We start from the raw sequence: 13,715 nt of genomic DNA, 5'->3' as shown, positions 1-13,715 counted from the left end.
ATAAAATTTTACATACATAGCGCATCTGTAACAGTGCTCAGCCAGTTCTTGCCATGCTTTGGCGTTGTATATTCTGACTGTGTTCCCCTCTACATATGATTCATTCCAGTCTGCGGATCAGCACTCCATCGCCATTTCGCATACTCTGCCTTCCAGACTCTTCCTCTTTTCTTGATTGGAAGGTGGTCTTCTTACGTAAAATTAGATATAATATTCGTTAAAAACTTATTACTTAAAGGAGAAGACTAGTTAATGGAAAGTGAGAGGTATGCGTTAAATTTAGTATTGGTTGCATTTTTGATAGGACTTTCGGCGTTTTTTGTTGCAGTGGAGTTCGCTCTGGTACGGATTCGTCCGAGCCGGATTGACCAAATGATTGCAGAAGGAAACAAGCGTGCCTTGGCTGTTAAACAAGCCGTTGCCAACCTGGATGGATATTTGTCCGCCTGTCAGTTGGGTATCACGATTACATCTCTGGGACTGGGCTGGCTGGGAGAACCCACGGTAGAGAAAATTCTCCACCCTGTGTTCGAAAGCATGAACATGCCTGAGGCAGTTTCTTCATTCTTATCGTTTGTTATTGCGTTTGTTGCCATCACGTATTTGCATGTGGTAGTTGGCGAACTTGCACCTAAAACGATTGCAATCCGTAAAGCCGAAGCCGTTGCTCTGCTGACGTCTACACCTATCATCTGGTTTAACCGAATTATGTATCCTTTTATCTGGCTGTTAAACAGCTCAGCGAATCAACTGGTCAAGTTGTTCGGAATCAAACCTGCATCGGAGCATGAAGATGCACACTCCGAAGAAGAATTACAGTTTATCATTAATGAAAGCTTTGAGAGCGGCAAAATCAACCAAGCCGAGTTCGGATATGTAAGCCGAATTTTTGCTTTTGATGAGATGCTTGCCAAAGAAATCATGGTACCCCGGACTGATATGGTCTGCCTTTATGTCAATAGATCGAACGAGGAAAACCTGGATATTATCCGTCAAGAACAATACACCCGTTTTCCAGTAGTAAATGAGAGCAAAGACGATATTATCGGTATCATAAATACCAAACAATTTTTCCTGGAGTTGTACGGGAACGAAGAACCTGTCGATCTGTCTTCCCTCATTCAGCCGGTATCGGCTGTTCACGAAACGACTCCGGTCAAGGACCTGCTCAAGAAAATGCAGAAAGACGGCGTGCATATTGCCGTGCTGGTCGATGAGTATGGAGGTACTTCCGGGATTGTAACGATTGAGGATGTGCTTGAACAGATTGTCGGAGAAATTCGGGATGAGTTCGACGCAGACGAAGTGGAGGATATTCAGGTTATCAATGAAAACTATGTCATTATGGATGGCAAGGTGTCCTTGTCCAAAGTAAACGATATGTTCACGTCAAACCTGGATGCTGACGAATGGGATACCATTGGCGGATGGCTTTATAGCCATCGTCCAGAGATGAATGAACAGGAAGAATATGAGTTCGAGAATCTCACCTTTGTGTTGCTGGAAAAAGACAAAAATCGCTTCTACAAAGTCGCCGTTGTTCCTAAGGAACCGCTGACCATGTCCGACTACACTGATGAAGACGAGACGAATTAATAAACTCGCTTCTTCAATATAGATACACTAAAAGGTGGTGTCCATCGTCGTGAAGATGATGGATACCACCTTTTTCATATGGCAGGCGTATTGGGATGAGTCGCGGTTAGCGATACTTGCTGTTTAGCATAGTTCGCTCTCGCGGCGAATATCTAACGAATCGAGCACGTTCTATTGGCCCTATTTTCACTGTTACAACAGTTTAACGAATCGCAGACACTCTAATGCCTTGATCTGCTGGTCCTTTCGCATTTTTCCTGCGTAAAAGAGACCCTGAAGTTCGTTAGCCTTGGCCACTCATGCTAATTCACACGATAAGGTGCCTAGAGTTGTTAGCACCTTAGTTGAATTAATTGGCTGGATCTGCCTTGTCTTCGACGATTCGATTCTGAATCTTCCGGAAAATAATTTTGATGATCATATATAACGGAATAACGATAATCATCCCAAGAATGTTCCCCAGGTCTGCACCTACAAGCAGTAAGATGACGGTAGTCAACGGATGAATGTCCAACTGTTTGCCATAGACATAAGGAGAGATCAGATTATCCTGAATTTGCTGAGCGATAACAATGATGACAAGCGACCAGATCGCCATTGAAGGTGATTCAATGAACCCCACAATGACGACAGGAATGGCTGCCAGCAGAGCCCCTACATAAGGAATGAAGTTCAGAATAATGGATACGGCCGTCAGGAGTAATGCATATGGCAAACCGAGAAAGAGAAAACCAATATACATCAGGATGCCCAAGGCTACATTGACAATGACACGACCTACAATGTAGCTGCTCAAAGCTTCATCGATTTCATGTACCGTCTCTTCTCCATCTTTACGGTAACGTCTCGGGAGCAACAGTGTAAGATTAGTTCCAAATTTGCTGCCTTCCTTGAGCATGTAATACAGCATGATCGGGAACGTCGCCAGAATGATGACCAGATTAGATACGACAGAAAACAATCCGGATACATAATCCGTTACCTGGGCAATGCCTTGACTTAGAAAATCGGAGAAGCGTGAGAACAGATCGGAATCCTCAGGTATATATTTTGAAAGGAAACCACTCTTTTCGAATTCAGCCAACTGATCACTGAGCGATGTAACCAGTACCGGGGCATTCTCCACAAAATTCAACAGTTGTTCACGCAGTGAAGGCCATACAAGCACACTGAATCCTGCCATAATCAGCGCAATCACCACGTAAATAATAAGGACTGACAGTGCACGTTTCATTTTGTGCCGTTCCATATAGTCGACGAGCGGACGCAGCAGATAATAGAAGAAACCAGCAATCAGCAGCGGAATAATGATGATGTGAATCAGCGAGGTCAGGGGGCTGAAAATAAAGTTGACTTTATCCCCCAAATACACGATGAGCAGCAGCAAAATAATTGCTGTGCATATACGGTAAAACTTGTTGTTTATCAAGAAACGTGATCCCTCCATACGCTGCTCTGCCAAATACGACTGCGGCGATAATATGTATGTCATGCAACTTAATACAGCTTGGACAGCGTGTTCCATTCCAAGCCGTATTCTTATGTATGATTATATGTACCCTTAAATGCTAGTCATGCCACAGCGAATGCTGAATATACTCTCTTTTCCATCCTGAAGGAGAAATTGGGTAAAAAAAAGAAGCAGGCGATTAGCCTGCCACATCTCTTTTGTTGAATACAACCCATGAGATCAACATGAAAACAACATAATATACAGCTAGCACAGCAACAGAAAAGCCAAGTGTCATGCCTGTATTCCCACCATCAAACATACTAAAGTCCGTCACTGGATCCATATACCGACTGAGATCCATGTTATTGAACAGAACATACTTGGCCCATTCATAACGAACGGGATTGAAGATCAATGAGAACAAATTCTGTGTAAACATGATAAATAGAGACAAACCGATGGCCAGAGCTCCCGAACGAAACACGGAGGAGACCATAAAGGCAATAGCGAGCGTAATAAACAAGTCCACGTACAGATATCCCCATAGTGCAAATGCGTGTGATGCAGAAGCACCGTTTCCATCCGGAGTTAAGGAATGGGAGAACAGCATATACGACATTACGGTTGCCATAATAACAACAAGTAACGTACTCAGAATACTGAATCCAATCACGGACAAATATTTGGATGCCAGTATTTTGCTGCGTGACCACGGACGAATCAACAGTAGTTTAATGGTTCCCCAAGTGAACTCTCCGGCCACCGCTTCGGCTGCAATGACGACACAGAAGATAGTATTCAGGAAAAAGACGACCTGAACGGTAGTAATAGCTGCTTGCCAGTATGGAACTTCACTGGACCCCATGCCTTCATTGAGCAGAACCGGCATCAACAGCGAAATTAATGCCAGAATAGATAACATAATCCAAGTACGCGGACGACGGAAAATTTTCATGTTTTCATTCATAATGAGATTGCCGAAATTACCCAATGCTTCCGCCCCCAGTCACCTGCAAAAATTGATCTTCCAGCGTATGGGTTACGCTACGGATACCGTATACCTGGAACCCTTCACTGACCAGCCTCGCATTCAAGTCCGGAATCTGCTCACGGGATAAACGAATCACAATGGCATTGCCCTGAACTGTAGCTTCGCTAATTAGTTCGGCTGCACGTGGAGCATCATTTACCTCAAAAGCAACTTCAGTAAGTACGTCTGCTCCCGCCTCAGCTCTGAGATTTCTCACATCAATCAATTTGCCATTTTGGATAATCGCAACGGTATCACACATCAATTCCATCTCCGACAACAAGTGGCTGGATACAAAGACGGTGATCCCTTCCTCCTGACAGAGCTGACGCAAATAATCCCTAAGTTCCCGTATTCCCTGTGGATCGAGCCCATTGGTGGGTTCATCCAATACCAACAACTTTGGTTTATGTAATATGGCTTGGGCCACGCCCAGACGCTGGCGCATACCCAGAGAATAGGTCTTTACCTTGTCATGAATGCGTGCTGTAAGCCCAACACGTTCAATCGTCTCGGCAATGCGTTCTTTCGTAATACCAGGTGACATCCGGGCAAAGTGAACGAGATTTTGATATCCGGTCAGAAACTTGTACATTTCTGGATTCTCGACAATAGCCCCAACCTGAGCGATGGCCTGTTCAAATTCATTCTTTACACTGTGTCCCGAGATGATGATATCTCCTTGACTGATGGACATCAGCCCTACCATCATTCGAATCGTTGTTGTTTTCCCCGCCCCATTGGGTCCTAAAAAACCAAAAACCTGCCCCGGAGAAATATCCAGAGTCAGGTCACTGACCAATGATCGGGAGGAGATGATTTTACTGACGCCCTGAAGACGGACGACCGGCTCCTGCTGCATTCCATTTCCTCCTTCATCAACGGGCATTCACATCATGCCCGCTTCTCATATGAAGATAGTGTATCATAATCTTTAGTATATTGTCCCGCAAACTGGGATTTCCCCTGACGTTTCGTTTGAACTACACACGCTTCACAGCATCCAAGCGGCATCTCACTCCGATAAAATCCGGTGCGAAATACGTGATTGCCTCCACAGTCCTCTTCCTTTAGTTCGACAGAGCCCCTAGCGACCGACACAATCATCCCACAACTGACACAGTAAAAGCGGTCCGTTTCAATCAATGATATTCCTTCCCCTCACAAGGAGCATTGAAGTCCCTGTTATTTGTCGTTAGACGCTGAATTTTGATACATTTTGTATCCAACTCGTAATTTACTTGACACCGGGACTAATGTCAACCCCTTAAAGGTTTAAAAAGAAATGAAATGCAAAAAAAGCTCTATAAATGCGACTAAAGTCTCGCATTCATAGAGCCTTTTCAAGTACAAATGATACAATTCGGCACATAGTATGGGTTAACACTATCATTCAGTTTTGTCATGCTGAGTCTCGGTATCTCCATTCTTCGGATAATACCAAAGCAATGTCCAATCGTCCCCATCCTTTACGATATAACAATTCTGCACGATTTTAAATTGACCAAAGGTTCCCGTAAACTTCTGGGTAACACCAATGCGATATGCCTCTGCAAATGGCTTAACGCCATCAATTACCGTAACGTCAAACTCTCGCTCTGGTTTTTCCATCTCCAGATCAAAGGTTTCCACCCCAAAATGCTGCATGAAGATATGCGCTCTCGACTGTAAATAAGCGCTTTTGGGAAAACGTTCTTTCATCAATGGATGAAACAACTCCCATGAACTGCCGAAATCACCCGTCTGCTCATATTTGTAAAACTCCTGGGCAATGGCAGCAGCTTCATCTGGTGCATCCGCACGAAACAGATATGGGATGGTTCTGCCTATGAGCCACAACAGCAGCAGCACAAGTGCTATGAATCCGATCTTTTTAAGTAACGCATTCCGGTTCCTTCTTCGCAGCATACCCCGCCCCCCTTGTCCTACTTCCATACTTATGATGGATGGCAAGCAAGTAGAAGCGGGAACTGGCGAGCAGCATTTCCTGGGAAATCACTTTCTTTTTACTGACGATCGCCTTGGAGACCTGAATCTTCTGAAAACGACATTAACCCCCATATATAAGGCAATTCCGCCACATCCGCCAAGCAGATCCACGCCGACATCACGGATTGAACTCGTCCGGTTAGGGCTGAACTGCTGAATATATTCATCAATGGAGGCGATAACCGCTACTACGGCCAGGGCAGCAGCGATACAAGTGAACATCCGCATTTTCCTGTATCTCAGCCCACCATAGATAAGCACCGCCAGCACAGCATATACAAATAAATGTGCACTTTTCCGAAATATGAACTCAACAAAATCATACGGTCGTTGTCTTAAGGAATAATCAAGCTCACCGTATGTGAATTTCACATCTGGTAGTGCAAATCCGATCTTCACCTTTTCAGACCATTTATGCAGCCAAGGCTGGATGGTCTGCTGCTGATAAGATTGGGTCGAAAAGTGCCAAATCACCAAAACCCAGGCCGCAATCAGCAGCAGTGACAAGATATAAACAAAAGGTCGTTGTTTACGTCTATGCTTATGCCTTCGTTTCCCGTAATCCTCCTCCATAAGCAAGGTCCTCACCACTTTCATAAGCCTTTCATTATTTTTGTTTATTTCTCCAAATGTTCTTCAATTATTCCGTGAATGCGATCTTTTTCCTGCTGATCCACGATGTAATAATAAATCCCATTGATTTTCTCGCCTTTACCCTTGATCTCCACCGTATCTACATTCTCCAGATCATTACGATAATCAAGGAGAAGTTCCTTCATCTCATCAAAAGTAACATCCGTTCTGACATGAGTACCTAGTTCATCAAGCATATTCTGGATATGAAGTACACTGGAGAATTGCATCGTATTCTTAAGCATCTGCTTCAGAACCTCACGCTGTCGATCATTACGACCCAAATCCCCTTTCGGGTCATCATAGCGCATTCTTGAAAAACCGAGCGCAGCAACACCGTCCAGATGAATATTCCCTTGATCATAACTCTGGCCCTCATAATCAAATGCAAAAGGATTATTTACATCCACGCCTCCGACCAGGTCAATGATTTTGGCAAAGCCCTCCATATCCACTTTCATATAATAATGAATGGGGACTCCCAAAAATTGCTCAACGGTATTTACCGACATGTCCACGCCTCCGAAGGCATAAGCATGATTGATCTTATCTACTGTATTGTGTCCCACAATGTCTGTCCTTGTATCCCTTGGAATATTAAACATGAGCACTTGTTTTTTCCCTGGGTTCACACTCAGTACAATCATCGTATCCGAGCGCCCTCGATCATTAGGACGCTCATCCACGCCAAGAATAAGTGCATTAAAAGGCTCTTTACTGTTGATATCCACTGGTAGCCCACCTCTGCTATCTGTGACCGAGACGGGCTTTACAGGATTCCGGGGCTCATAGATTTGGTCAGCGGTTGATTTAACGGATTGATAGAGATATATGGCATAACCAAACACAACAACTACAAACAAGGAAACAATCCAGATGGTAACTTTCATCCACTTTTTCATGTGTTCTTCCTCACTCACATTCAAGATGATGAATAGCGGTTAAATGATTGCTGCCGCTTTCCCTTCCAGCTTCGTCAAACCCGGACGACCTACCGAATAATATTGAAGATTAGACGCCTGCACCTGTTCAGCACTATACAAATTACGACCATCAATCATAATTGGATCCTTCATGATTTTGACCAGTTCATTCAAATCGATATGAGCGAATTCCTTCCATTCAGTCAAAACGCACAAAGCGTCTGCTCCTTCCGCAGCGTGAAGTGGATGCTCTTCCCACGTGATGGAGGCGACATCTACCTCTTTACGGAAATTCGCAGTTGCGATGGGATCGTAGGCCTTAATGACTGCTCCAGCATCACTTAAATGCTGAATGATATCGATCGCTGGAGCATCCCGCACGTCATCTGTCTCCGGTTTAAAAGCTAACCCCCAGACAGCAATTGTTTTTCCTTTTAAAGATCCCAGCGCCTCTTCCAGTTTGTGAATGACATGTAAACGCTGATCTTGGTTTACTTGGACAACGGATTTTAACAGTCTGAAATCATAATCGACCATGCCTGCGATCTGAATTAAAGCCTGTGTATCTTTTGGAAAGCATGAACCTCCATAACCAATGCCTGCCTTCAAAAAGGAAGCTCCTATACGCTTATCATAGCCCATGCCTTCGGCTACTCTTGTAACGTCGGCTCCTACTTTTTCACATATATTCGAGATTTCATTAATGAATGAGATTTTGGTTGCGAGAAATGCATTGGAAGCATATTTAATCATTTCGGCTGATCGAATATCCGTAATGATCAGGTTCTCGGTCAATGGCCGATGAAGTTTCTTCAGTGTTTTAATCGCCCGATCACTGTCTGTTCCAATGACAATCCGGTCAGGATTCAGCGTATCCTTGACCGCAGATCCTTCCCGGAGGAATTCGGGAACAGAAGCCACATCGAAAGGCTGAGATGAAATACTGCTAATCAGCTCACGGACACGATCATTGGTGCCTACAGGAACGGTGCTTTTGGTCACGATAATTTTGTAGCTTTCAATGTGACTTCCAATCTCTATAGCTACTTGCTCCACATAGCTCAGGTTGGCTTCTCCGCTCGGAAGAGAAGGCGTGCCTACAGCGATAAAGATAATATCCGACTGGCTAATCGCTTCAGCAATATTGGAGGTGAATGATAGTTTGCCTGCTTGCATGTTGGAAGCCATCAACTCTTTGAGGCCAGGCTCATAGATGGGCACGTTGCCCTCGTTGAGCATCTCTACTTTGGCCTCATTGTTGTCCACACAGATGACTTGGTTGCCGATCTCCGAAAAGCATACTCCCGATACAAGACCTACATACCCTGTTCCAATCACCGCAATATTCATCTTGTTTTCCCCCAATTCACGCAATTTTGGATAATATCTGTCCATTCCATCTCGATTCGCACGATATCCTCTTCCACCAGCTCACTGCCCATCTGAACTTCAATGATTTCAAGTTCGGTTACGGCTTTCACACTGTGTTTACTACCTGCCAGAATGGAGATAACATCCCCTTGATTAAGCAATCTCAGTTCACCATCCAGAATCAGTTCGCCCTGTCCCGAAACAACTGTCCATACTTCATTTCGTTTGAGATGGTATTGATAAGAAAAATTCTTATCTGCCCCAACAATAATGCGTTTGGTTAATACCTCTTCTCCTCTGGCATTACGCGTGTAATCAAGCACCTTGTAACAACCCCAGCGGCGTTCCTCATACATAGGACGTTGATTATCATCCTTAAGAATCTCTTTAATCTGTGGACTTGCCTCTTTCTCACTAACCAGAATTCCATCCGGACTGGTCGCAACAATAAGGTTGGATACTCCCAGCACACACACCGGAATATTCAACTCATTGATCAGATGTGTGTTTACCGAGCTATTCGTCATTACACCTTTGCCCACAATATGGGTACTCATTTCGTCCGTCAGCGTATTCCATGTACCGAGATCTTTCCAATATCCCTCATAAGGTGTAACCACAATGTGACTGGCTTTTTCGACTACTTGATAATCAAAGCTAATTTTCTGTAATCTTCCGTATTGTTTGAGCATCTCTTCATACTGAATTGGCAGTTCAAGGGAGATCAGCAGATTAATCAGATAGTTCAGCTTGAATGCAAAAACCCCGCAATTCCAAAGGGCAGATTGCTCTATCATCTCTGCCGCTTCAGTCTCACAGGGTTTTTCTTGAAAACGTGATACTTTGGCGTAATGGTTATGTTTTTCGGTTTCATGTGTATCAGGAATAATATAACCGTATTTCTCCGAAGGATAAGTGGGCTTTACCCCGATTAGTGCGAGCTCCGCACCAGACTCATCCAACACTCCTTCAAGCTCCGTAACTTTATAGAAAAAGGATTCCTCCACATATGGATCAACGGGAAGTACAGCAACCGTTTCGTTCAGACTGACGCCCTGTACCGAGTACAGATAAACAGCTGCCAAGGCAATCGCGGGAAAGGTATCTCTGCGTTCTGGCTCTACGACAAGCTCAACCTCATCGCCCAGTTGACTCCGTAAAATTTCCACCTGCGGCTTGCTCGTTGCAATCGTGGCCTGTTCGCCTAATCCCGTATGCTGCAGTTGCCTCCATACCCGTTGAACCATGGATTCCGTCTGCCCTTCAGGGCCCTCCAGTACTTTCAGAAACTGCTTCGATCTCGTATCGTTGGATAAGGGCCATAACCTCTTGCCTGATCCACCGGAGAGAAGTACGATTCTCATGGTTATCACTCCACTCCTAGTTTATTTGGCTTTATAGCGTTGCAGTTTGTGTTTCCCTATATCCCTGCTCCACAGACGCCCTGCTTTTGGAGGATCCAGCCATGTTAGCCGTATTGACTTTATGTGTCCAGAGCTGATAGTATCCTGAATTTTTTCCGTAGGAGTTATCAATCAGCACATTCGACTTCGCCATCAAACAGGAAAGGATGTGACCGTGTAGTCTGGAGGTGTAGATAACCTCATAATTTGCAAAGCGGCGAATGGATTTATTCACCAAGTAATCACTGTATATTTTCCATCCAATCTGCAACAGGGTACTCCCTTTACACCTGCGAAGTCCCCCACCTGCATATTGCACCAGTTTTCTTTCATACCTGTTATACAAAGTAGCCCAGTCCAGAGAATCTCCCTGCATTTGTGAAGTGACAGAGAATTGTTCCGAGTTAGCTTCAATGTCCATCCGTAAAAAGTTCAATCGTTCTTTTCTCGGCACATAATTGACCTTAATTGGCCAGAGCTGATGTGCCATATCAGGCATAAGCCTCACCTTGCAGTTAGGGAAATGCTTGGTCACAAGTTGGAAGGATTTTTCATCTCTAAGATACAGGTGCAGGTCGTCATGTTTATTGAATATGGAGACGGTCCTTTGCAGAGCATCTTCATTATTATAAAAAACAGTTTGAGGTAATAGCACTATACGGTGATGAGGATAATTCTTGACGATTCTTTCTCGTAGATTTTGATGCATTTCATATAAATCCCCAAAATTCCCTCCACCATGTAGAACAAGAATGTGATCCTTAGGGATCTCCAACTTTTCGTTAAAATCATAGACACTGTATCTTTTAGTAACCTTAATCTGATGCTCCTTGAAAAAAGCCTCGGTTCCTTTCATAATTAAAAGGTCTCCACAATTACTGTGGACGGGATAATCGATATATAAGATTTTTGAGTTTGGAGGAATGACCTCCAAAATTTGCTTTAATCGCTGTTTCAGCTCATCCATTGGATGAGTCTGTTGCACGTTTGGCATCTTTCCGAGCTCCTTTGAATGGATTTTTCTCTCTGATTTTTTGCTTCAGGAATGAGATGTCTTCCTTATCGTAAAGCATACTGCGTACTGGAAGTTTAAACAGAATGGAGATTGAGATCAGAGACATCAAAATGCGGACCACCGATCCGGTTAACAAAGCAATTCCAATACCAGTCAAACCAAATTTAGGGGTAAGTACGAAAAACAACGTAACCGTCACAACAAGGGCGCAAGCCTGTCTCAGTAAGATAACGCCTGGCCTTCCTAGTGCATTAAACGCTGAAGCGAGAATCCAAGAGCCACCGCCAACAATACATTCAAAAGAAAGCAAATAAAAAACGTTGCTAGCTTGCAAAAATTCCTCTCCAAACAAAAGGCCAATAAAAAAACGCCCAATAAATATGCTTGGGATAATGATAATCGTCATTAGAACCATGCTAATTCGAAAAGCCCTGCCTACCAGTAAAAGCACTTGGTCCTTCTCTTTACCCGCTACTTTTGGAAAAATGACGTTCGTAATCGCGTTTTGTACCACATCGAACATTCTCGATAAAGCAAAAACAACTGAATACAAGCCAAAATCACGCGGTGTTAGTAGAGTAATAATAATAATCTTGTCAAACTGTGTGTAGAGCGTTCCTAATACCTCCACACCATACACACGAATGCCATAACTGAATAGATGCACACATGCCTTAAATTGATGTACTAATCGACTGAACGAATCGAAAATTTGCTTCCGCATTATATACATGTACAGGCTCAAAACGAGAAGGGTAGCTACCAAGCTTGTCATAATGGCGCGTTCCACCGTGAGTGTACTGGAAGCCCACATCACAAGCAGGCCTACTAAGTTCAAAAGCGGTACAAGTAGACGTGAAAGGTTGTAAATTTTGAATCGTTCAGTGCCTTGGGCAGCTGCAGCAAGAACACCCATAAGGAGCAATAATGGAACCATAAGGACCGTATACCAACGGGCTATATTAACGATCGAATCCGAATATCCATCAAGCCAGAACGAGATGCCCCACCAGCTGATTAATCCTACCACTAAGCTGATAGGTATCTGCAAGGCAAAACTCATTCCTATATAAGTCGAAAGCTGATGTTGATTTCTCTTCACATTAAAGATCAACGAGGTCGGCAACCCAAAGGCAGCAAGTCCGGACAAAAATGAGGGCCAGAACAATACAGCAGAAAGTTCACCTCTTCCTGTCACCCCAAACATCCGAGCAGTCATAATGGAAGTAAACGTCGTTGCAGCCATAATGAGAATATTGGCAAAGCTCGTCATAAGAATGGTTTGGAATATGCTATACTGCCTCGAGGCAGGTGCTATAGCTAGGCTCATTAGGCATTCATTCCTTTACTTTTTCGAAAAGATCCTACGATACTTCCGTTTCGATAAGATATTTTCGCCATACCTCGGGTTACCTTTTTAACGTTATTCATTGAAACAAGGATGTATACAGATGCCAATGAGATTATAAACAGGTGTTTAAGAATGCCCCATGTACTTTTATGGTGCTGGGTTGCGTCACTAATCCCTTGCCAATAGACTCGGCGCAGCAACCAACGTTTGTTTAGTCTGCTTTTTGCGATTTTATGTTCTACTATTGCATATGGATTGTAATAAACCTTATAATGCACTCGAATACGTTCAATAAGGTCACTCTCTTCCCCTGATAACAGGTTGTTGCCTATACGTCCTAAATCTGTTCTAAAAGGTTCTATCTGCTTGAATACGCTCTTCCTGAAAGATACGTTGGCTCCAAAAGGAATATGTGGGGCGTTCATCTCAACAACACTGTCCGAAAAATCCAATAGAGTATACAAACTTACAAGATCATCCGGAATCCATTCTGGCTTGCCCCCCTCCCAAATAGGTACAATTTTTCCACCAACGCAGCCAATTGCGGGGTCCATATCATATATTTTTACGATTTCTGCGATCCATGAGGAAGAAGCCAAAGCGTCATCATCCAGAAACAATACAAACTCTCCTTGCGCTTCTTCAATGGCCCTGTTCCTTGCATAAGATAGTCCCAACTGTGGCTCTAAAATATAGCGAACATGTGGGGGGAAATCTAAAGAATCAAACAGTACTTTGGTATTATCCGTAGAACAGTTATCGATAACAAGAATTTCATATGATTCGTTTTCTGCATCACCTTTCAACAAACTATCAATTGCTTGCATAGTATCGTTTCCTCGGTTATGTGTACAAATGGCTATTGAAGCCCTCATCTTCTCACCCCAAATATGCATTTTTCCGTTCATGCCAACGGGTTGACTAAATTGACTACGGTGCACCCATATATCA

Annotated in this window: 13 protein-coding genes; 1 reads left to right on the top strand and 12 read right to left on the bottom strand. The window is 43.7% G+C overall.

What is annotated here, in order from left to right; genetic code table 11:
• The first annotated feature begins 252 nt into the window (after positions 1–252).
• Positions 253–1,596: a hemolysin family protein gene (locus tag CRO25_RS12780; protein ID WP_063564494.1), complete on the top strand. Its 1,344-nt coding sequence runs from the start codon at positions 253–255 to the stop codon at positions 1,594–1,596.
• Between the two features lie 349 nt (positions 1,597–1,945).
• Here CRO25_RS12780 and CRO25_RS12775 read toward each other — a convergent pair whose 3' ends face one another.
• The 12 genes from CRO25_RS12775 to CRO25_RS12725 all read right to left on the bottom strand — a co-directional run bounded on the left by CRO25_RS12775 (position 1,946) and on the right by CRO25_RS12725 (position 13,639).
• A complete protein-coding gene (locus CRO25_RS12775; RefSeq protein ID WP_063564495.1) occupies positions 1,946–3,043 on the bottom strand; it encodes an AI-2E family transporter in 1,098 nt (365 codons plus the stop codon).
• Between the two features lie 202 nt (positions 3,044–3,245).
• A complete protein-coding gene (locus CRO25_RS12770; protein WP_079695235.1) occupies positions 3,246–4,040 on the bottom strand; it encodes an ABC transporter permease in 795 nt (264 codons plus the stop codon).
• A complete protein-coding gene (locus tag CRO25_RS12765) occupies positions 4,033–4,941 on the bottom strand; it encodes an ABC transporter ATP-binding protein (protein WP_064640101.1) in 909 nt (302 codons plus the stop codon). The genes CRO25_RS12770 and CRO25_RS12765 overlap by 8 nt, the downstream gene beginning before the upstream one ends.
• 32 nt (positions 4,942–4,973) lie before the next feature.
• On the bottom strand, positions 4,974–5,225 hold the full coding sequence (locus CRO25_RS32930; protein WP_064640103.1) for a hypothetical protein: 252 nt from the start codon (positions 5,223–5,225) through the stop codon (positions 4,974–4,976).
• 243 nt (positions 5,226–5,468) lie between these two features.
• Positions 5,469–5,987: a hypothetical protein gene (locus tag CRO25_RS12760; protein WP_079695234.1), complete on the bottom strand. Its 519-nt coding sequence runs from the start codon at positions 5,985–5,987 to the stop codon at positions 5,469–5,471.
• 87 nt (positions 5,988–6,074) lie between these two features.
• Positions 6,075–6,641 (bottom strand): VanZ family protein, encoded by a 567-nt coding sequence (locus CRO25_RS12755; RefSeq protein WP_179132160.1) that lies wholly within the window; start codon positions 6,639–6,641, stop codon positions 6,075–6,077.
• A 44-nt stretch (positions 6,642–6,685) separates the two neighbouring features.
• Positions 6,686–7,603, bottom strand: coding sequence for an LCP family protein (locus tag CRO25_RS12750; protein WP_063564500.1), 918 nt, complete (start codon positions 7,601–7,603; stop codon positions 6,686–6,688).
• A 39-nt stretch (positions 7,604–7,642) separates the two neighbouring features.
• Complete coding sequence (locus tag CRO25_RS12745) at positions 7,643–8,974, bottom strand: UDP-glucose/GDP-mannose dehydrogenase family protein (RefSeq protein ID WP_079695232.1); 1,332 nt, start codon at positions 8,972–8,974, stop codon at positions 7,643–7,645.
• A complete protein-coding gene (locus CRO25_RS12740; RefSeq protein WP_079695231.1) occupies positions 8,971–10,359 on the bottom strand; it encodes a sugar phosphate nucleotidyltransferase in 1,389 nt (462 codons plus the stop codon). Before CRO25_RS12740 ends, CRO25_RS12745 begins: the two co-directional genes overlap by 4 nt.
• A 31-nt stretch (positions 10,360–10,390) precedes the next feature.
• Complete coding sequence (locus CRO25_RS12735) at positions 10,391–11,365, bottom strand: polysaccharide pyruvyl transferase family protein (protein WP_257018590.1); 975 nt, start codon at positions 11,363–11,365, stop codon at positions 10,391–10,393.
• On the bottom strand, positions 11,358–12,743 hold the full coding sequence (locus CRO25_RS12730) for a lipopolysaccharide biosynthesis protein (protein ID WP_079695229.1): 1,386 nt from the start codon (positions 12,741–12,743) through the stop codon (positions 11,358–11,360). The genes CRO25_RS12735 and CRO25_RS12730 overlap by 8 nt, the downstream gene beginning before the upstream one ends.
• A complete protein-coding gene (locus CRO25_RS12725; RefSeq protein WP_079695228.1) occupies positions 12,743–13,639 on the bottom strand; it encodes a glycosyltransferase in 897 nt (298 codons plus the stop codon). The genes CRO25_RS12730 and CRO25_RS12725 overlap by 1 nt, the downstream gene beginning before the upstream one ends.
• Positions 13,640–13,715: the final 76 nt, after the last annotated feature.

Source organism: Paenibacillus sp. RU5M (assembly GCF_900221055.1).
Taxonomy (GTDB): Bacteria; Bacillota; Bacilli; order Paenibacillales; family Paenibacillaceae; genus Paenibacillus; species Paenibacillus marchantiae.
Note: the sequence above shows the minus strand (reverse complement) of the source record. Positions and strands in the feature narration are given on the sequence as shown.